The sequence below is a fragment of the Mesorhizobium sp. LMG 17147 genome (genome assembly GCF_024297145.1).
Lineage (GTDB): Bacteria > Pseudomonadota > Alphaproteobacteria > Rhizobiales > Rhizobiaceae > Mesorhizobium.
On the sequence record NZ_JANCTC010000031.1, the window covers coordinates 1 to 19951 of the forward strand.

Annotated in this window: 17 protein-coding genes and 1 tRNA gene; 12 read left to right on the forward strand and 6 right to left on the reverse strand. The window is 59.4% G+C overall.

Annotated elements, in window-relative coordinates; translation table 11 throughout:
* The 3 genes from NMG46_RS28290 to NMG46_RS28300 all read right to left on the reverse strand — a co-directional run.
* The coding region (locus tag NMG46_RS28290) for a calcium-binding protein (RefSeq protein ID WP_254820600.1) at positions 1-1501 on the reverse strand (1501 nt) is incomplete at its 3' end.
* Positions 1502-2132: 631 nt separating this feature from the next.
* Positions 2133-2207: transfer RNA gene (locus tag NMG46_RS28295), tRNA-Gln, on the reverse strand.
* A gap of 122 nt (positions 2208-2329) precedes the next feature.
* A complete protein-coding gene (locus NMG46_RS28300; RefSeq protein ID WP_254820601.1) occupies positions 2330-2674 on the reverse strand; it encodes a VOC family protein in 345 nt (114 codons plus the stop codon).
* 190 nt (positions 2675-2864) lie between these two features.
* Here NMG46_RS28300 and ppdK point away from each other — a divergent pair, with 190 nt between their 5' ends.
* The 3 genes from ppdK to NMG46_RS28315 all read left to right on the forward strand — a co-directional run bounded on the left by ppdK (position 2865) and on the right by NMG46_RS28315 (position 7659).
* On the forward strand, positions 2865-5543 hold the full coding sequence (gene ppdK / locus NMG46_RS28305) for a pyruvate, phosphate dikinase (protein WP_254820602.1): 2679 nt from the start codon (positions 2865-2867) through the stop codon (positions 5541-5543).
* Positions 5544-5678: 135 nt separating this feature from the next.
* Complete coding sequence (locus NMG46_RS28310) at positions 5679-6782, forward strand: glycosyltransferase family 9 protein (protein WP_254820603.1); 1104 nt, start codon at positions 5679-5681, stop codon at positions 6780-6782.
* A gap of 139 nt (positions 6783-6921) precedes the next feature.
* Positions 6922-7659 (forward strand): polysaccharide deacetylase family protein, encoded by a 738-nt coding sequence (locus NMG46_RS28315; RefSeq protein ID WP_254820604.1) that lies wholly within the window; start codon positions 6922-6924, stop codon positions 7657-7659.
* Here NMG46_RS28315 and NMG46_RS28320 read toward each other — a convergent pair whose 3' ends face one another.
* Complete coding sequence (locus tag NMG46_RS28320; RefSeq protein WP_254820605.1) at positions 7660-8049, reverse strand: DUF427 domain-containing protein; 390 nt, start codon at positions 8047-8049, stop codon at positions 7660-7662.
* A gap of 124 nt (positions 8050-8173) precedes the next feature.
* Entirely contained in the window at positions 8174-8560 is a 387-nt protein-coding gene (locus tag NMG46_RS30080) for a hypothetical protein (protein WP_368389328.1), read from the reverse strand.
* A gap of 178 nt (positions 8561-8738) precedes the next feature.
* On the opposite strand from NMG46_RS30080, the gene NMG46_RS28330 reads away from it, so the two are divergent.
* Together NMG46_RS28330 and NMG46_RS28335 are read left to right on the forward strand one after the other, a co-directional pair.
* Positions 8739-10367: a fatty-acid--CoA ligase gene (locus tag NMG46_RS28330; protein ID WP_254820607.1), complete on the forward strand. Its 1629-nt coding sequence runs from the start codon at positions 8739-8741 to the stop codon at positions 10365-10367.
* An 83-nt stretch (positions 10368-10450) separates the two neighbouring features.
* Positions 10451-11236: a DUF1499 domain-containing protein gene (locus tag NMG46_RS28335; RefSeq protein WP_254820608.1), complete on the forward strand. Its 786-nt coding sequence runs from the start codon at positions 10451-10453 to the stop codon at positions 11234-11236.
* A 12-nt stretch (positions 11237-11248) separates the two neighbouring features.
* On the opposite strand, the gene NMG46_RS28340 is transcribed toward NMG46_RS28335, so the two are convergent.
* Entirely contained in the window at positions 11249-12157 is a 909-nt protein-coding gene (locus tag NMG46_RS28340) for an MBL fold metallo-hydrolase (RefSeq protein WP_254820609.1), read from the reverse strand.
* A gap of 114 nt (positions 12158-12271) precedes the next feature.
* Here NMG46_RS28340 and NMG46_RS28345 point away from each other — a divergent pair, with 114 nt between their 5' ends.
* From NMG46_RS28345 to NMG46_RS28375, 7 genes are all read left to right on the forward strand, one after another.
* Positions 12272-12862, forward strand: coding sequence for a biotin transporter BioY (locus NMG46_RS28345; protein ID WP_254820610.1), 591 nt, complete (start codon positions 12272-12274; stop codon positions 12860-12862).
* 474 nt (positions 12863-13336) lie between these two features.
* Positions 13337-13891, forward strand: coding sequence for a transcription termination/antitermination NusG family protein (locus tag NMG46_RS28350; protein ID WP_254820611.1), 555 nt, complete (start codon positions 13337-13339; stop codon positions 13889-13891).
* A gap of 147 nt (positions 13892-14038) precedes the next feature.
* Positions 14039-15358 carry a UDP-glucose/GDP-mannose dehydrogenase family protein gene (locus NMG46_RS28355; RefSeq protein ID WP_254820612.1) on the forward strand — a complete coding sequence of 440 codons (1320 nt, stop codon included), beginning with the start codon at positions 14039-14041 and terminating at the stop codon, positions 15356-15358.
* A 40-nt stretch (positions 15359-15398) separates the two neighbouring features.
* Positions 15399-16676 (forward strand): sugar transferase, encoded by a 1278-nt coding sequence (locus NMG46_RS28360; RefSeq protein WP_254820613.1) that lies wholly within the window; start codon positions 15399-15401, stop codon positions 16674-16676.
* A gap of 151 nt (positions 16677-16827) precedes the next feature.
* Positions 16828-17922, forward strand: coding sequence for a GDP-mannose 4,6-dehydratase (gene gmd / locus NMG46_RS28365; RefSeq protein WP_254820614.1), 1095 nt, complete (start codon positions 16828-16830; stop codon positions 17920-17922).
* A gap of 21 nt (positions 17923-17943) precedes the next feature.
* Complete coding sequence (locus tag NMG46_RS28370; protein WP_254820615.1) at positions 17944-18702, forward strand: glycosyltransferase family 2 protein; 759 nt, start codon at positions 17944-17946, stop codon at positions 18700-18702.
* A 109-nt stretch (positions 18703-18811) separates the two neighbouring features.
* Positions 18812-19765 (forward strand): UDP-glucuronic acid decarboxylase family protein, encoded by a 954-nt coding sequence (locus tag NMG46_RS28375; protein ID WP_254820616.1) that lies wholly within the window; start codon positions 18812-18814, stop codon positions 19763-19765.
* Positions 19766-19951: the final 186 nt, after the last annotated feature.

Genomic DNA, 19951 nt, shown 5'->3' on the forward strand with positions numbered 1-19951 from the left:
ACGCGTTCGCGGTCGCGAGAAACTGGATCGACGAGCCAGCGGAAAGGGCATAGCTCACCGCGCTGAGCACTTTGTCGGTGCCGCCGCCCACAGCCTCAATCACCTTGTCGCCGGCATTGTCGACATAGTATGTGTCGTTGCCGCCATAGCCGGCCATCGTGTCGGCTCCGCCGAGGCCGTTGATGACATTGGCACCGGCATTGCCCTGGATCGTCTGGGCGAACTCATTGCCGGTCAGGTTGATGGCTGTGGTGCCGGACGCGTTCGCGGTCGCGAGAAACTGGATCGACGAGCCAGCGGAAAGGGCATAGCTCACCGCGCTGAGCACTTTGTCGGTGCCGCCGCCCACAGCCTCAATCACCTTGTCGCCGGCATTGTCGACATAATAGGTGTCGTTGCCGCCATAGCCGGTCATGGTATCGGCCCCACCCCCGCCGTTGATGACATTGGCGCCGGCATTGCCCTGGATAGTCTGGGCGAACGCATTGCCGGTCAGGTTGATCGCCGTGGTGCCGGACGGGCTGTTGGTGGCGAGAAGTTCGATTTCCGATCCGGCCGCAAGCGCATGACTTACGGAGGCGAATGCTTTATCGGTACCGCCGCCCGCAGCCTCGATCTCCTTATCGCGGACGTCATCGACATAATAGGTGTCATTGCCGCCATAGCCGATCATCGTGTGGCCGCCGGCCCCGTGAAACACATCGTCGCCGCTGGTGCCATACAAGGTGTCGCTTGTGTCGACTGGAGGCGGAGCGGTCCCAGTTGCGAGGTTGTGCTCCCGGAAAACGGCCTGCAGTTCCGGGGAGCTCTCAAGCGCGGTGTCGCCTCGCTGCGATCCCCAGGCATACGCGTAGTCGAAGGCGGGTGACGGAACCAGCTTGGCCCAGTGCTCCATCATGGTTTCCATCTGGGCGGCGGTGGGCACGACATATTTGCCACCCATGTCGGTGTTGTACTCGCCACCGCCAAACGCCTGGTAGCCCGGAACGATCTGGCTCGTCGGGATGCCCGATGCCTGAGCGGCGGCGACGAATTTGTCGATCATGTTGTAGTCGACCGGCCCATCCGTGCGGACGGGATAGACATCTATGCCGTAGTAATCGATACCGGTATTGGCGGGATTGTACGTGCCCCTAAAATCCGGATTCGCCGACGTCCCCAGGCTCATCATTGTGATGTAGGTCTTGGCGCCTGGAAAATGCTCATGGATCCAGTCGGATTCTGCCTTCAGATTCGCAGCAGAGGCGTAGGTACCCCATTGGCCAGTGGGATCCGGCTCGTCAACCAGGAAGAACCCAAATACGTTCGGATTGCCGAGGAAAGGAGTAACCTTGTCGATAAAGGACTGGGTTACGCCGTTGGCCTCGTCGAGATAGACCAAGCCTTTCATGCCCTCTGGCAGCTCGTTGACCTGGTCAACATATTGCACGCTAGCCAGATTGAATCCGGCTTTTGCAATGTCCGTGCCGGATCCGCCCGACGTGTAATGGAGAGTCGCCATCCATAATCCCTCATTTTGATTCGATAGCGCCCCGCGGATGCCTGCCTACTAGAAGGTGTATATTAGCGCCAAATCACATACCCGCACGCCCTTGATAGAATGATTGATCGGCGGCAGGATTCTCCCGTTGCGGCGAAAAATATACTTGCGGATAGTCGACATTGCGTGATTAAAGCAAATTAAAATGCGGATATGTCCTAAGTTGTTTTACAGAGATTCCTATTGATATTTAGACGATATTATACTTGTTGACGACAGTACAAGATAACAAAATCACTTACATTTAGAATTTGATTTTTATTAAAATTAGTTTGATAATTGCGACGGTTACTACTAGAGTGGCGTTGGATGTCCTGACTTATCTGAAGAAGAGCAAGAAAATCTGATGTTTTTGGATCATAAAAGTTCTAAACTATAAGATCGAACGCCAAACCGGGGCAGAAAACTGCTTTTCTCCACAAGATGCATTTGACTGCCGGCCAATTGAGCCGACATTAAACTAAGATGCCAGCCGGATCGCGCTCTCTGCCGGAGGCACCAATTTGTTGTGGACAGATACCGCAGGTACCAGCCCGCGACCAAGATATCTGCAACTGAGATTACGACTCAGGGGACCGTCAAATTGGAGAACTGGCTGGGGCGCCAGGATTCGAACCTGGGAATGTCGGTACCAAAAACCGATGCCTTACCACTTGGCGACGCCCCAACAGCCGGAGCGTGCCCGCTGTGCGCGCGGCCTTATAGGACGAGCCGCGAGAAAGCTCAATGCCGACATATCGACTATGCGCGACCGACCCGCCAGTTTTGCAATCGTCACTTTGAACGGACCTATTCACCCCAAACAGCCATTTCATTGCCGGCCGGATCGAGGAAATGGAACCGCCTGCCGCCGGGAAATGAAAAGACCGTCTTGACGACGGTGCCGCCGGCATTCTCGACGGCGCTTAGTGTTTCCTCCAGCCTTTCGGAATAGATCACGGGCAGCGGCTTGGCCGGCGCATCTTGGCCATCCGCCTGAAAACCGCCGTCCAGCCCTTCGGCAAAAGCTGAATAGGTCGGCCCGTAATCGGTGAACGACCATGAGAAGGCTGCGCTGTAGAAAGCCTTCACGCTGTCCAGCGTTCCGCCTGTGGCTGGCATTTCCAGATAATCGAGCTTTCCGGCCATTCTCATCGTTCTGCCCTTTTTGTTCTCGTTATGTTCTACAACAAAGCTTTCCAAAAATCAAGTCTTTTCTGTGCCGCTTTTCCTTAATCGATTGTAGAGGCCCGGCCGGCTTGGCCGATGCCTTGCCTTTCGCACTGCAGCATCATATCGCTCGATTTGCCAAACCTTTCCAATCTCCTGCAACCGGGGAGCAAGCATGACCAAATGGGTATACACCTTTGGCGACGGCGCCGCGGAAGGCCGTGCCGGCGACCGCAATCTGCTCGGTGGCAAGGGCGCCAACCTTGCCGAAATGTGCAGCTTGGGCCTGCCGGTGCCGCCGGGCTTCACCATCACCACCGAGGTCTGCAACGCCTATTACGCCAACGGCCACACGTACCCGGCTTCGCTGGAGGCGGACGTTGCGGTCGCGCTCGACCATATCGGTCGGCTGACCGGACGCCGTTTCGGCGATCCCTCGAAACTGCTTTTGGTGTCGGTTCGCTCAGGGGCGCGCGCCTCGATGCCCGGCATGATGGACACCGTGCTCAATCTTGGCCTCAATGACGAGACGGTGGAAGCACTGGCCGCCGATTCAGGCGATGCGCGGTTCGCCTATGACAGTTACCGCCGTTTCATCCAGATGTATTCCGATGTCGTCATGGGCCTCGACCATGAGGTCTTCGAGGAAATCCTCGAAGACCAGAAGGGCGGCCTTGGCCATGAGCTCGACACCGAGCTGACAGCCATCGAATGGCAAGGCGTGATCGCGCTCTACAAGGCCAAGGTCGAGGAGGAGCTTGGCAAGCCCTTTCCGCAGGATCCGCACGAGCAGCTCTGGGGCGCCATCGGCGCAGTGTTTTCCAGCTGGATGAACAACCGCGCCATCACCTACCGGCGCCTGCACGATATCCCCGAAAGCTGGGGCACGGCAGTCAACGTCCAGGCCATGGTCTTCGGCAATATGGGGGACACCTCGGCCACCGGCGTCGCCTTCACCCGCAATCCGTCGACCGGCGAAAAGCAGCTTTATGGCGAGTTCCTGGTCAATGCCCAGGGCGAGGATGTCGTCGCCGGCATCCGCACGCCGCAGAACATCACTGAGGCTGCGCGGATTGCCGCCGGCTCAGACAAGCCGTCGCTGCAGAAGCTGATGCCGGACGCCTTCCAGGCTTTCGTCAGCATCTCCGACCGTCTGGAAAGACATTACCGCGACATGCAGGATCTCGAATTCACCATCGAGCGCGGCAAATTGTGGATGCTGCAGACCAGGTCCGGCAAGCGCACCGCCAAGGCGGCGCTGAAGATTGCCGTCGACATGGCCAGGGACGGATTGATCTCGAAGGAGGAGGCCGTCGCCCGCATCGATCCGGCCTCGCTCGACCAGTTGCTGCATCCGACGATCGATCCGAAGGCGGCGCGCGATGTGATCGGCGTCGGCCTGCCGGCATCGCCAGGCGCTGCCACCGGCGAGATCGTGTTTTCCTCGAACGACGCCGAGGAAGCCAAGACGCAAGGCCGCAAGGCTATCCTGGTCCGCATCGAGACCAGCCCCGAAGACATCCACGGCATGCATGCGGCCGAAGGCATCCTGACGACGCGCGGCGGCATGACCAGCCACGCCGCCGTGGTGGCGCGCGGCATGGGCAAGCCTTGCGTATCAGGAGCCGGCTCGCTGCGCGTCGACTACAAAGCCGGCACGCTGATGGCGATGGGCGCGACCTTCCGCAAGGGCGACATCATCACCATCGACGGCGGTAAAGGCCAGGTGCTGAAAGGCGCGGTACCGATGCTGCAGCCGGAACTCTCGGGCGATTTCGCCGCCATCATGGAATGGGCCGACAGCGTGCGTCGCATGAAGGTGCGCACCAATGCCGAGACGCCGCTCGATGCGCGCATGGCGCGCTCCTTCGGCGCCGAAGGCATCGGGCTTTGCCGCACCGAACACATGTTCTTCGACGGCGACCGCATCGTTGCCATGCGCGAGATGATCCTGGCCGATACGGAAAAAGACCGGCGGACGGCGCTGGCCAAGCTGTTGCCGATGCAGCGCTCGGATTTCCTCGAGCTGTTCGAGATCATGGCCGGCCTGCCGGTGACGATCCGCCTGCTCGATCCGCCGTTGCACGAATTCCTGCCGAAGACCGAGGAGGAGTTGGCCGAGGTCGCCGCTGCCATGAACGTATCGCCGGACAAGCTCAGGCGGCGCACCGAAGCGCTGCACGAGTTCAATCCGATGCTCGGCCACCGTGGCTGCCGGCTTGCGGTTTCCTATCCCGAAATCGCCGAGATGCAGGCGCGCGCCATCTTCGAGGCCGCCGTGAAAGCCGGCAGGAAGGCCGGCGCGCTGGTGGTCCCGGAGATCATGGTGCCGCTGGTCGGCCTGGCGAAGGAGCTCGAATTCGTCAAGGCGCGCATCGATGCCGTCGCCAAGAGCGTGATTGAGGAAACCGGCGTCAAGATCACCTATCTTACCGGCACGATGATCGAACTGCCGCGCGCCGCGATCCGCGCTCATGTCATTGCCGAGGCGGCCGAATTTTTCTCCTTCGGCACCAACGATCTGACCCAGACCACCTTCGGCATCTCGCGCGACGACGCGGCCTCGTTCCTCGAGACCTACCGGCAAAAAGGCATCATCGAGCAGGATCCATTCGTGTCGCTCGATATCGAGGGTGTCGGCGAGCTGGTGCGGATGGCGGCCGAGAAGGGCAGGGCGACGCGGCCCGACATCAAGCTCGGCATTTGCGGCGAGCATGGCGGCGACCCAGCCTCGATCCGTTTCTGCGAAGAGGTCGGCCTCGACTATGTCTCGTGCTCGCCCTACCGCGTGCCTATCGCCAGGCTGGCCGCCGCGCAGGCGGCGGTGAAGGCTGCAAAGAACGGCCGCGGATAGGAGTTGGAGTCCACCGGCGTCTGACCTTACGGATTTGTAACCAAATTCACGCGAACGTGCGCGTGACGGCCCCAAATCCCGACATCGTTTCTGCCCAGTTTCCGGCCCCCGAACCCGCCCCGGTGCCAGAAACAGATGTTGCAGACCCCGCCCGCGCACGTCCGCTCGATTCTCATCCTCCAGACGAAATTCATCGGCGATCTTGTCCTCGCCTCGGCGCTCGCCAGAAACCTGCGCCTCGAATATCCAAAGGCCAGGATCGTGTTCCTTTGCGAGGCGAGCTTTGCCAGTTTCCTGACGGCTCATGGCATCGCCTCGGACGTGGTGGCATTCCGGCGCGCCCGGATGCGTGGCACCCCACTGGAGCGTGGCCGCGAGCTTTACGCGATGGTGCGCGCTCTGCGCCGGTTTCGGTTTGACCTGACCATCGACCTGGCCGATTCCAGAACCTCACGCATCATCGTCAGGCTCGTCAATGCCAAGACCCGCGTCGGATATGATCCTCCCGAAAAACCGTTGCGCTGGCTGGAGCGCCAGCCCGCCAACGTCCTGGCCAAGCCGTTTGGCTTTGGTGGCCGGCATTATCTCTACCGCTACCTATCGCCGCTTGAGGCGCTTGGCGTGGAGTTGCGTGCGCCGGTCCCAACGATTGAGCCGCTGCCGCTGGAGACCGCCAAGGCATTGGCGCTTCTCGACAGGCATCATCTCCGGCGTAACGCCTTCATAGCCGTTCATGCGGGAGCGAGCTTCCGGGGCCGGCAATGGCAACCGGAACGTTTTGCGCTGGCGATCGACGAGCTCTCGCGACAGACCGGGCTGGACTTCCTGCTCGTCGGCGGCCCCGGTGAACGGGCATCTGCCGAGCGAATCGTCGCCAAGGCCGCTTCGCCGGTCGTCAACGTGGTCGGGGGTCTCTCGCTGGCAACGCTGCTGGCGGTCCTCGGCCAGGCACGCCTGTTTCTGGGGAACGAGAGTGGCCCGATGCACATGGCCGCCGCCGCGGGAACGCCGGTTGTCGGCCTCTTCGGGTTGACCGACCCCGCTGTCTGGGGTCCTGTCGGCGTGGCCAGTGTTACGCCGCGGCCCTCCATGCCTTGCGAGTGCATAGCCAGTGACCTGTGCCGCCGTCCCGATCCGAGCAAGGCTTTCTGCGTCTGGCGACTAGAGGTCAAAGCGGTTGTCGACGCGGTGCGCGCGATCCTTTCACGTACGGTTAAGGACGTCGAGCACGCATTGTGACCTCGTGCTTGCCAAAGGTCAGGCCGGCGGTCAAATTGCCGCTGCCGACGCTTTTGCAGGGGCATCGTCCCGATTTCCGCCTTGATGCCGGTCTTGGGGTCGCCGCTTCAACTTTGATCCGGCGACCTGGAAATAATCAATGCGCCTGTTCCAAAAGCATTTTTGCGCCATTGCGATATCGCTGTGGGCTGCTTCTCCCAGCAACGCCCAGTTGCTCGTCGAACCGACGCTGCACATCAAGGCCGAGGCGGGCGGCGGCCGCGTCGCGCTGACGCTCGATGCCTGCGGCGGGCGGACCGATACAAGGATTCTCTCGGCGCTGGTGGAAAACAAGATTCCCGCCATCATTTTCGTCACCGGCATCTGGCTGAAACACAACGCCGCCGCCGTCGAGATCATGCGGGCGCATCCCGATCTGTTTGAATTGGAAAACCATGGCGGCCGCCACGTCCCGGCCGTCGACACGCCGCAAAAGATCTACGGCATTCGCAGTGCCGGTAGCCCGGAGGCCGTGCTGGCCGAAGTCGAATCCGGTGCTGCCGCTCTTGCCGTGACCGGCGAACCGGCGCCGAAATGGTTTCGCGGTGCAACCGCCGAATACAGCCCGTCGGCAATCGCCATGATCCGCAAGCTTGGCTTCAAGATCGCCGGATTCTCGATCAACGGCGACGGCGGCTCATTGCTCGGCGCAAAACAGACCGCCCGGCGCATCGCGGCGGCAAAGGACGGTGACGTCATCATCGCTCATATCAACCAGCCGACCCATGCGGCCGGCGAAGGCGTGGTGCAAGGCCTCCTGGCGCTGAAGGCGAAGGGCCTCACCTTCGTGCGGCTCGACGAGGCCGACGGCGTCGGCGATGAAGGCACCACCGACTGATCAGCCGGGCGTGGCCTCGATCGTCACCTTGTTTGGATAGAACGCGCCGTGATCGCGAATGTCTGACATCTCGTCGAACGGCCGTTCATAGGCCCACATCGCATCCTTGCCGGCATCGCCGGCGGGGAGCACGCTCCAATAGCTGGCCTCGCCCTTGTAGGGGCAATGGGTCGAGTGTTCGGTCTTGCCAAGCTGGTTGAAGTCGATGTCGTCGAACGGAATGTAGAAAACCGGAGGGTAGGGCGATTCGGTCAGCACTTTGACCTTGCTGGACGAGGCGATGACGGTATCGCCGGCGCGCACCGTCACGGTCCCCTTATAAGGCTCGACGGCGATGACCTTGTCCGGATTGCGTTGAAAGCCGGGTGCCGGGTTTGCGATCTGGTCCATGTCGGATCTCCTTGCCTCAACCCAAGATGTGTCTGGCAAGAGCCTCGCGCAAGAGCTGCTTGCCACCAAGCGGGTGTCGCCCGCAGGCGGCAGTCTTGCGCTGGCCTCCGGTATCCGCTTGGAATCAGGCAGCGGCCTGGAAGGCGTCCATCAGCCCGGCATAGGCGACGGCAATGCCGGCCACCGGATTGCTGCTTTTCGCAGTGGTCTCGACCTTCAGCGCACCACCGCTGGTCGGCAAGGTGAGCAGCAGGAACTGGCGATTGCCGCCATCGCCGACGCAGGCGGCAGCGACGTGCTGGGCTTTGCCCTCGTTCTCGACGCACATCTTGAACAAGAGCGTGCCGCCGACCGCTTCGAGGGCGCCACCGACGACCTCGACGAATTCATCTTCGGAAACGGTTTTGGCGTCGGGCACCAGATCGGCCTGCGCGACATCGGCTGCCACCACATCGGCCAGACTTTCAGCAAGCGTATTTTCGAGGGCTTCGTCGTCGAGCTGCGCGTCCATGCGACACCTCTTTCATTAGCCAATCGCGCCCCGCCCGTTAATCAACGTTAACGCCGAGGATGGCCGGATTGTGGCGAATTCGGCCTCATTTCGTCCTATGCACCGCTCCAGCCCGGTCACCGCTGGACAATTCGCCGGTTCGTCCCACAATGGCGCAAAAAATAATGGGAGGAGCAAGATGCTCGGGTTGATGCAGGAATGGCCGCTGCTTTGCCATAAGCTGATCGACAACGCCGAGAGGCAGCACGGCAGACGCGAGATCGTGTCGCGCTCGATCGAGGGGCCGATCGTGCGCAGCACATACGCCGAAATCCATCATCGCGCCCTGAAGGTCGCCGAGCGGCTCGAGCGTGACGGCTTCGGACTTGGCGACCGCATCGCAACACTGGCCTGGAACACCGCGCGCCACATCGAGGCCTGGTACGGCATCATGGGTGTCGGCGCGATCTATCACACGCTCAACCCGCGGCTCTTTCCCGAGCAGATCACCTGGATCATGAACAATGCGGAGGACAAGGCAGTTTTTGTCGACCTGACCTTCCTGCCGCTGCTCGAAAAGATCGCCGGCGCGGTCAAGTCGCTGAAGCAGGTTATCGTGCTGACCGATGAGGCGCATATGCCTGAGACTGCGCTGCCCAATGTCGTTGCCTATGAAGAATGGCTTGCCCAAGCCGACGGCAACTTCGCCTGGAAGACATTCGATGAAAACACCGCCGCTGGTATGTGCTACACCTCAGGCACGACGGGCGACCCGAAGGGCGTCCTCTACAGCCATCGTTCGAACGTGCTGCACGCCATGATCGAAGCGATGCCCGATGCCATGGGCCTGTCGTCGCGCGATACCATATTGCCGGTCGTGCCGATGTTTCACGCCAACGCCTGGGGCCTTGCCCAGAGCGCGCCGATGATTGGCGCCAAGCTGGTCATGCCCGGCTGCAAGATGGATGGCGCTTCGATCTACGAGCTGCTCGACACGGAGAAGGTGACCTTCAGCGCCGCTGTGCCAACGGTGTGGATGATGCTCCTCCAGCATCTGGAAGAGACCGGCAAGAAACTTCCCTATCTCCAGAAAGTCGTCATCGGCGGCGCGTCCTGTCCACGCGCGATCACGACGAAGTTCCAGGACAATTACGATGTCCAGGTCGTCCACGCCTGGGGCATGACCGAGATGTCGCCGCTCGGCACGCTGTGCACCCTGAAGCCGGACTACGCCGGGCTGAAGGGCGAGGCCCGCCTCGGCGTCCAGCAGAAACAAGGCTTTACACCGTTCGGCATCGAAATGAAGGTGACGGACGACGCCGGCAACGAACTGCCATGGGACGGCAAGACCTTCGGCCGGCTCAAGGTCCGCGGGCCGGCCGTCGCGCGCGCCTATTATGGCGGTATCGGAGCCGAACAGTTCGATCAAGACGGCTGGTTCGATACCGGTGACGTCGCGCACATCAATCCCGGCGGCTATATGCAGATCACTGATCGCGCCAAGGACGTGATCAAGTCGGGCGGCGAATGGATCTCGACCATTGAGCTCGAGAACCTTGCGGTCGGCCATCCCGATGTGGCGGAGGCCGCCGCCATCGGCATTCCGCATTCGAAATGGGGCGAGCGGCCTTTGCTCGTGGTCGTGCGTAAGCCGGGCAGGGAGCCGACCAAGACGGACATCCTCGCCTTCATGGACGGAAAGGTTGCGAAGTGGTGGATGCCGGACGACGTCGCCTTTGTCGGCGAAATCCCGCATACCGCTGCCGGCAAGATCCAGAAGATTACCTTGCGTCAGCAGTTCCGGGATTATCACCTGCCCACGGATTGACCGGAGATGCGGCGTCTTTGCGCCTTCAAGCCGCCGCTGAAAGGCACTATGCCTTTGTTCGGGTTGGGGCAGCGCGGAAAACAATGACGGGAATTCCCGAGCGACAAACGTCGAGGGCTGCCGGTTGGTCGCGGCGCGCCGGCGCGTTTTCGGCAGTCCTGCTGCTGACCGCTCTCATCGGCCATCGCTATGACTTCGTCGAGACCCCAGCTTTCCTATGGGTGCTTTGCATTGTCGCCCTGCTGGCAGCATTCGCGCTTCTGTTTGCCGGATTTGCCTTCGCGCGATTGTGGAATTTCGGCGATCGAGGCGGCCAGGACCTGACCGCCGGGGCCTTGCTGGCGCTTCTGGTGCTCGTCCCGTACGGCGTCGCGGCCTATTGGGCGGCGACTTATCCGCCGCTGCGCGACATCTCGACGGATCTGGACGACCCGCCGGCGCTCGATATTTCTACCCGGACAAAGGACATGAACGAGCTTTTGCCGCCGACACCCGGCGAGCAGCGCTTGCAAATCGAAGCTTATCCGCTTGTTACCGGACGCAGCTACACCTTGCCTTTCGATCGCGTTCTGGAGGCGGTCAAAACCGTGCTCGATCGGCGTGGCTGGCAGCTCACGGCGCCATTTCCCGACGCGGCAGGGCAAAGCGACGTGACGGTCAATGCGCTGGCCAAGAGCTTGCTGCTTGGCCTTCCAGCCGATGTCGCCATCCGCGTGACCGACGACGGCGACGTGGTCATCGTCGATATGCGCTCGGCCTCGCGTTACGGCCGCCACGATTTTGGCGACAATGCAGCGCGCATCACCGATTTTCTTGCCGAACTCGACCAGGAAGTCGCCGGCCAGGTGGGCGTGGCGCCGGCGGAATGATATCGGAGGGTACTACTTTACCGGCGAATAGATGCCGTCGATAGCCGGCGCGCCGTCGGTGTGGACCAGGCCGCGCGCCACCAGGTCTTCCAGATGGGCAAGTACCGACAGGGCGGCCGCGCCATGCAGGCGCGGGTCGGTGTCTCGATAGATCACCTCCACCATGTCCTTGATTGCCCGGTCGCCGCTGTTGATCCGCTCCAGAATTGCCCGTTCGCGCATTTTTCGATGCGCTTTCAATCCGCGCATGAAGTTGCGCGGCTCGGTCACTGGCCCGCCATGGCCGGGCAGCAGCACCCGGTCGTCACGTTCGATCAGCCGGTCGAGCGATGTCATGTAGTCCGCCATCGCGCCGTCCGGCGGCGCGACGATCGTGGTTGCCCACGCCATGATGTGGTCGGCCGAGAAAAGGATGCCGGTTCCCTCCAGCGCGAAGGCTGCATGATTGGCGGTATGGCCGGGCGTCAGCACCGTCCGGATCGCCCAGCCGTCGCCGTCGATCACTATATCGTCGGGCAGCACGATATCAGGAACAAAGTCGGTGTCGGCGCTGGCATCGAGCGGACTGACCTCGCCGGTACGCAACGGCCGCGCCGGACGATGCGGGCCTTCCGCCAGAACCGCCGCACCGGTATGCTGCTTCAGCCGCGCCGCCAGCGACGAATGGTCGCGATGCGTGTGGCTGACGAAGATATGGCTGACCGGTCTGATCCCGATCGTTTCAAGCAGTGTTCGAAGGTGCGTCTCGTCATCCGGTCCGGGATCGATCACCGCCAGCGTCTCGCGCCCGACGATATAGCTGTTGGTTCCGTGAAAGGTGAACGGGCTTGGGTTCCTTGCGGTGACGCGTTGAATAGCAGGCGCAACGGCTACGCCTTGGCCGTAGGCCGGATCGAAGCGCGTGTCGAATTTCAGCGCCATGCGAATGTCGCGACCTTTTTTGGGGCGAGGGCAAAACCGATTGCCGCTTAGCACGGAAGCCAATATAGGAAAACGCAAGGCCGCGTTCGGCGGCAATCCGGAACGGGGAAGACCATGGCAATTGTAACGACGATGCGTCCGCTCATTTCTCTCGCTTTGCCCGAAAAGGGCGCAGCCCGCCTGTCGGGACAGCTTCTGCTGGCGATCGCCGGAACGCTGCTGCTGGTCTTGTCGGCCAAGACCAAGGTCATACTCGGTCCGGTCGATATCTCGATGCAGACGCTCGCTGTCTTCCTGATCGCTGCCTCCTTCGGCATGCGCCTCGGCGTCGCAACGCTGCTTCTCTACATGGCTGAGGGCGCGATGGGCTTTCCGGTCTTCCAGAGCACGCCGGAAAAAGGCATCGGCATCGCTTACATGCTGGGTTCGACGGGCGGTTATCTAGCCGGCTTCGTCGTCATGGCCGCGATCGTCGGCTGGGCTGCCGACCGTGGCTGGGATCGCCATCCTATCAAGCTCTTCAATGCCATGCTGGTGGCCGAGATCGTCATGATGGCAATGGGCTTTGCCTGGCTGGCGCTGTTGATCGGCCCGGAAAAATCCTGGCAGTTCGGGGTGGTGCCCTTTATCGTCGGTGATCTGATCAAGGTTGCGCTGGCCGCGAGCCTGGTGCCGGCTGTCTGGTCGCTGCTGAAGCGTTCGTGAAGCCGGTCGAGCGGAACTTAAGTCAAAAACGGACCTGCACGTTGCATCGCTGTCGCCATGTTATTGCCTGAACCCCATGACTTGGTGGTAACCCCTTCTGCGCGAATGGTTTTCGCCGTAGTTGGTGTGGCCGTGCAGGATCCTTGTCGCTGGCAGGCTGCGCGCGACGCCATCCGTCACATTAGCTTCAAGTCAACGGACTAAGTACCAGAACCAACGGGCGATTCGTCACGGCCCGCGTACCAAGCACTTACGTATGGAAATAAATTGCTCGACATAGCATCTCAGCCAGCTGAAAAAGAAAGCGGCTCGATGATTATTTAGGCAGAGCTAAATTTCTGGACAATGTGTAGGAAATTCTTAACCCAACCGCCTTGACTCTAGTGGCTTGGTTGCTTGCTGCTATCGACACACTGTCGTAACCGTTGAGCTGAGATCATGCCGCCGACCGCCGAAGGGAGACCCGTGAGTAGCGTGGAAAAAACAACGAGCAAGGCAACAACCCCGTCGCCTGAGTCGACCGCCGCGCCGGCAACTCGCTGGTATGCGGCCAGCGTCTTTCCCGGAAAGGAGCACGTTGCCGAGCGGCATCTCCGGATCCAGGGGTTCCAGCCCTTTGTGCCTCGCTGCGAGAAAACCGTGCGTCATGCCAGGCGGCTCGAAACACGAGTTGCGGCTTATTTCCCCGGTTACATGTTCATCGCCCTTGACGTCGCGCTGCAACGTTGGCGCTCGATCAACGGAACGTTCGGTGTGCGCTCCCTCGTCATGCAAGGAGACCGGCCTTTGCCTGTCCCCTCGGGTCTGGTAGAGCGCTTCATTGCGTTAACCGGCAGCCGCGGCCTGCTCGACTTCAGTGGCGGCCTCGCAGCCGGTGCTTCGGTTCGGATCCTTTCCGGCCCTTTCGCCGAAATGATCGGTCGCCTTGACCGGCTCGATCCAGCCGGAAGGGCTCGGGTTCTGATTGCGATCATGAATGGCGAGATACCTGTCGATCTGGATACCAGGGATCTCGTCGCCATCGCATAGCCGTAAGCATCAAGGTGCGGCGAGGCGATGCAAATGTTGTAGCATCGGCTCTCGGGTTTTCACCCGGGAGTGCGGTAGCCTTTCTTCGGTGGGACTAGGCGCTGTGTGGCGAGATCGTCTCGTCGGCGCTGATTGAGGGTACGTGGTATGCGAATAACAATGATTGGTGCCGGCTATGTGGGGCTCGTCTCGGGCGCCTGTTTCGCCGACTTTGGCCATCAGGTCTGCTGCGTCGACCGGGATGCGGAAAAGCTTGCCATGCTCAAACTCGGCAAGATACCGATCTACGAGCCAGGGCTTGACGACCTCGTCACCACCAATGCCGCGCAAGGCCGCTTGCGTTTCGACGACAATCTGGCGGATGCCGTTTCTCAATCGGATGTCGTCTTCATTGCCGTGGGCACGCCATCACGGCGTGGCGATGGCCATGCCGACCTGTCCTTCGTCTATGACGCGGCCGCCGAAGTTGGTCGCGCACTCAAGGGGTTTACGGTCGTGGTGACGAAATCCACCGTTCCCGTCGGTACCGGCGATGAGGTGGAACGGATCATCCAAGAGCAAAATCCCACAGCCGATTTTGCGGTGGTCTCCAATCCGGAATTTCTTCGCGAAGGATCGGCGATCGAGGACTTCAAGCGGCCCGACCGCATCATTGTCGGGACCGATGCCGAACGGGCCAAAGCCGTCATGGGCGAGATCTACCGCCCCCTCTCGCTGAATGTCGCGCCGATATTCTACACGAGCCGGCGTACGGCTGAGCTTACCAAATATGCCGGCAACGCGTTTCTGGCCATGAAGATCACCTTCATCAACGAAATAGCCGATCTCTGCGAGCGGTTGGGAGCCGATGTGCAGGACGTCGCGCGCGGCATCGGCATGGACAACCGCATCGGCGCAAAGTTCCTTCATGCCGGGCCGGGCTATGGCGGTTCCTGTTTCCCGAAAGATACGCTGGCACTGGTCAAGACCGCGCAGGACGCGGCAAGCCCCGTGCGGCTGATTGAAACGACGGTCTCGATAAACGACCAGCGCAAACGGGCGATGGCGCGCAAGGTGGTCGAGGCCTGCGGCGGCTCTGTGCGCGGCAAGACGATCGGCATCCTAGGCCTAACATTCAAGCCAAACACCGACGATATGCGGGACGCTCCCTCATTGGCCATCATTCAGGCGCTCAAGGATGCGGGCGCTTCCATTAAGGCCTATGACCCGGTGGGGATGGAGCAGGCCCGTAAGATGATCGAGGGAATTGAATTTGGGGAAAGTGCGTATGCAGTAGCCGACGGCTCGCACGCGATCGTCATCGTCACCGAGTGGAATGCGTTTCGATCCTTAGATCTCAAGCGGCTTCATGGACTTATGGCCACGCCGGTGATGGTTGACCTTCGGAATGTCTACCGCGGCGAGGACGTTGTGAAGGAAGGCATTGCCTATTCAAGCGTCGGGCGAGACCAGCACTTTGTCAAATGACCGTCCAGGTTTTCATGGGCCCCAGTTCGCGGGATTCAATTTGACTACCACCACCATCCAACTTCCCAATCGAAGGCACCTCCTGCTCCGGATGCGCTTTCAGCTGCTTGGCGGATTGACATTCGCGATTCTGCTGCCGGCGCTGGTCCGCATGTCGTTTGATCCTCGGGTGATCTGGTCATCGAACATGCAAGTTACAATTTTTGCAGCATTCATCGCACACACGACGGGCTATTTCTTTTACAGGCGCATAGGCAATTTCCCAGGGGTCGCAGCGGCTGGTTACATTTTGCCAACCTTCGCCCTGACCTATGGCCTAGTTTTCGTCACCATCTTCTTCTTCAGGTTCGATTATAGCCGATTCCAGGCCGCAGCGAGCTTCATTCAATCGACGTTGTGGTATTTTGGCTTGAGCCTAGTCACGCGTAGGCTCGATGCACACCGGCTGGTGATAATTCCTGGCGGGGACGTCCATAGACTGGAGAGCATATCGGGTGTGAACTGGCATAGAATTCATTCACCGGACATGGTCGTCGAGTACGCGACCGGTGTGGTGGCCGACCTTCGAGCCGACCTTTCGGATGAGTGGGAGCGATATATCGCCGACCGCGCGCTCTCGGGAACACCGGTCTATCATGTCAAGCAAATCAGCGAATCGCTCACAGGCCGGGTGGAGATCGAGCATCTTTCTGAAAATACGCTAGGTTCCTTGAACCCAAATCAAGCTTACTTGAAAATAAAGCAGGCTATCGACTGGGCATCTGCCTTGTTTGTCCTCGCGGTTTTGTCGCCATTATTGCTGTTCGTTGCGATTGCTGTAAAAATGGATTCACCTGGACCTGCACTATTCAGACAAAAAAGGATGGGGTACGGAGGACATCCTTACGAGGTTTATAAGTTTCGGACAATGAAACTCAGCGACAGGGTTATCGACGAGAAGGAAGCGGCCATCACGAAGGCCGGCGACGCACGCATCACCCGCTTGGGACAGCTCTTGAGAAAGTCCAGGATCGACGAGTTGCCGCAGGCCTTCAACATCCTGCGCGGCGAGATGAGCTGGATCGGTCCGCGACCGGAAGCACTCGTGCTATCGAAATGGTACGAGGCGGAGCTGCCATTCTATCGGTACCGTCACATCGTGCGGCCGGGCATTACCGGCTGGGCGCAAGTCAACCAGGGCCATGTTGCGGCCGTCGACGATGTCCTGGAAAAACTTCACTACGATTTCTACTACATCAAGAATTTCTCCCCTTGGCTCGACGTGCTGATTGTGTTTCGTACCGTCCGAACCATGCTGACAGGATTTGGCGCGCGTTGACTAGACTGTTAAGAATCGATGGTCGATGTGCCAAGTCGCCGTCCACGAGCCTTAAAAATTCGGGATAAGCTTTTGAAATAGGTATTTGCAATGTCTAAAGTTACGCTGATCAGCGTTGCGAATAGCGTCCTGTTGACCTCGGAGAAGGACAATGACTAAGAAGACCGCGCTCATTACCGGCATCACCGGCCAGGATGGCGCCTATCTGGCGGAACTTCTTTTGGCAAAAGGCTATGATGTCCATGGCATTAAGCGGCGTTCCTCCTCGTTCAACACCGGTCGCATCGATAATCTCTATCAGGATCCGCATGAAAAGAATGTAAGGCTATCGCTGCACTATGGCGACATGACCGACGCCACAAATCTTATCCGCATCGTCCAAGAAGTGCAGCCCGACGAGATTTATAATCTTGCCGCACAATCGCATGTCCAAGTGAGCTTCGAGACCGCGGAATATACGGCAAACGCCGACGCGATCGGCACTTTGCGTCTCCTCGAAGCCATACGGCTGCTCGGGCTGACAAAAAAGACGCGCTTTTATCAGGCGTCGACCTCTGAGCTCTATGGCAAGGTGCAGGAGATCCCACAGCGAGAGACGACGCCGTTCTATCCTCGTTCGCCTTATGCCGCGGCAAAGATTTATGCCTACTGGATCACCGTGAATTATCGAGAGGCTTACGACATCCATGCCTCCAACGGCATCCTGTTCAATCACGAGAGCCCAATGCGCGGCGAGACATTCGTCACTCGCAAGATCACGCGCGCCGCTGCTGCAATCAGCCTCGGCCTTCAGGACAAGCTTTACCTAGGCAATCTGTCGGCCGAACGGGATTGGGGCCATGCCCGCGATTACGTCGAAGGCATGTGGAGGATCCTTCAGCATGACGTGCCAGACGACTACGTCCTTGCAACGGGCGTGAAGAACTCAGTCCGCCGCTTTGTCGAACTTGCGTTCGACGAGGTCGGGATCGAGATCCAATGGGTCGGTTCCGGTATCGACGAGAAAGGGACCGATGCAAAATCCGGCGCCGTTCTGGTCGAAGTGGATCCGCGGTACTTCAGACCGACCGAAGTTGAGCTCCTGATTGGCGACGCGTCGAAAGCGAACCGCATTCTGGGGTGGAGGGCGACAACGTCTCTGGCAACGATGGTTCAGGAAATGGTCCAGTCGGACCTCGAAACCGTAAAGCGGGAATCCGAGCACCGGCGTCTGGATGAGGACCGGTTTCGTGTTGCTGCCCAGTAAGAATTTTTGGAACGAGATGACATGAAGGTCTCGGTTTTGACGGTCTGCCGGAACTCGGCCGCAACAATCAAGCATACGATCGATAGTTTCTTTGCCCAGGAACACGAGGACAAGGAGCTGATCGTGATCGATGGTGCGTCGACCGACGAAACGCTGTCAATCATCCGTTCCTATCCACAGGATCGGATGGTCATCCTCAGCGAGCCCGACAGAGGCATGTATGACGGCCTTAACAAGGGACTGCGCCTGTACACCGGAGACGCAGTTGGGGTCCTGAATTCGGACGATTGCTATCATGATCCCTTCGCGCTGAGCAGAATCTCAAAGGCATTGCAAGAAGCTGACGTCGCGCATGGGAATCTGGATTTTGTTGAAAATCATTTGACCAAGCGCGTCGTGCGTCGATGGCGAGCGACTCCAAAGCCTTCGAAGGGCTTTCGGACTGGATGGATGCCTGCACACCCCACATTCTATGTGAAGCGCACAGTCGCGGACACTGTGGGCGCCTTCGACCTTGAACTGAAAGTCGCATCCGACTACGACTGGATGCTTCGTGCGGTCGAGTTGTTCGGATTCCGATCGGTTATTGTCGATCAGGTCATGATCGACATGATGCAGGGCGGTAAAAGCACCAAGGGCATTCGATCTCACTTGGCTCATAACATTGAAGCCTTGCATTCAAGGCGCAAATGGCTCGGTTCCGGTCCGGTCGACTATGCGCTGGTCGCGAAGCCAGCTCGGAAGGTCGGTCAGTTCATTGCAGCACGAATGGGACCCTAGTCCTTCAGTGGCATCAACGCGCATCATGGTTTTATATGCCAGACACGATGGGCGGACCGAGCTGAGCCGGGTTGCTCCAGCATTATCTTACCTCAGCGAGTAAGGCACAATGGCCCGTATCTATGACAGCCGAAAACGCATTCTGGTGACCGGCGGCGCCGGTTTTCTGGGGTCTCATTTGATAGACAGGCTGTTGTCTCAAGGTCACGAGATTATCTGCGTGGACAATCTGTTCACCGGCACAAAGCGAAACATCGACCACCTTTACAATCACCCCCGTTTTGAATTTATGCGCCACGACGTATGTTTCCCGTTATACATCGAGGTGGATGAAATCTATAATCTGGCCTGCCCTGCGTCGCCAATTCACTATCAGCACGACCCGGTGCAAACGACGAAGACCTCCGTGCACGGGGCCATCAACATGCTGGGCCTGGCTAAGCGCTTGAGGTGCAAGATCATGCAGGCTTCAACCAGCGAAGTGTATGGAGATCCGTTCGTGCACCCGCAAACCGAGGCATATTGGGGAAACGTCAATCCGATCGGCCCGCGTTCTTGCTACGATGAGGGAAAGCGGTGTGCCGAAACGTTATTTTTCGACTATCACCGGCAACATGGCGTTGGCATCAAAGTTGCGCGAATATTCAACACCTACGGCCCCCGCATGCACCTGAGGGATGGCAGGGTCGTCTCGAACTTCATATCGCAAGCCTTGGCTGGTGAAGACATTACCCTGTACGGCGACGGCAGCCAGACTCGCTCATTTTGCTATGTCGACGATCTGATCGAAGCATTTGTTCGGTTGATGGATACGGATACCACTGTTACCGGGCCGATCAACCTTGGTAATCCGGTCGAATATACGATGGTGGAGCTTGCGGAAGCCGTTTTGGAAATTACCGGCTCTCGTTCAAAACTGGTCCGTCAGCCTCTCCCTGCCGACGATCCGACGCGCCGTCGTCCGGATATCTCTCAGGCCCAAGAAAATCTTAAATGGGAGCCTAAGGTAAAATTGAATGATGGCTTAAGAAAGACTGTTGAGTACTTTAAGTCTATTATTTAACGCTCACATAAAACTCAAACATCGGGTACTCAGATCGTACACTATATAAGGATCGCAAGCGCTTCCGTTGCGTCCAGGTTTCGCTCATTTCAGCCATCGGGGGTCGTTGGTGACCTGATGCTGGCTGAACACAGGGCAGCCGGCAGAAAGCGCAGGATCGCGAAAAGTGCCATTGCATTGGCGCTC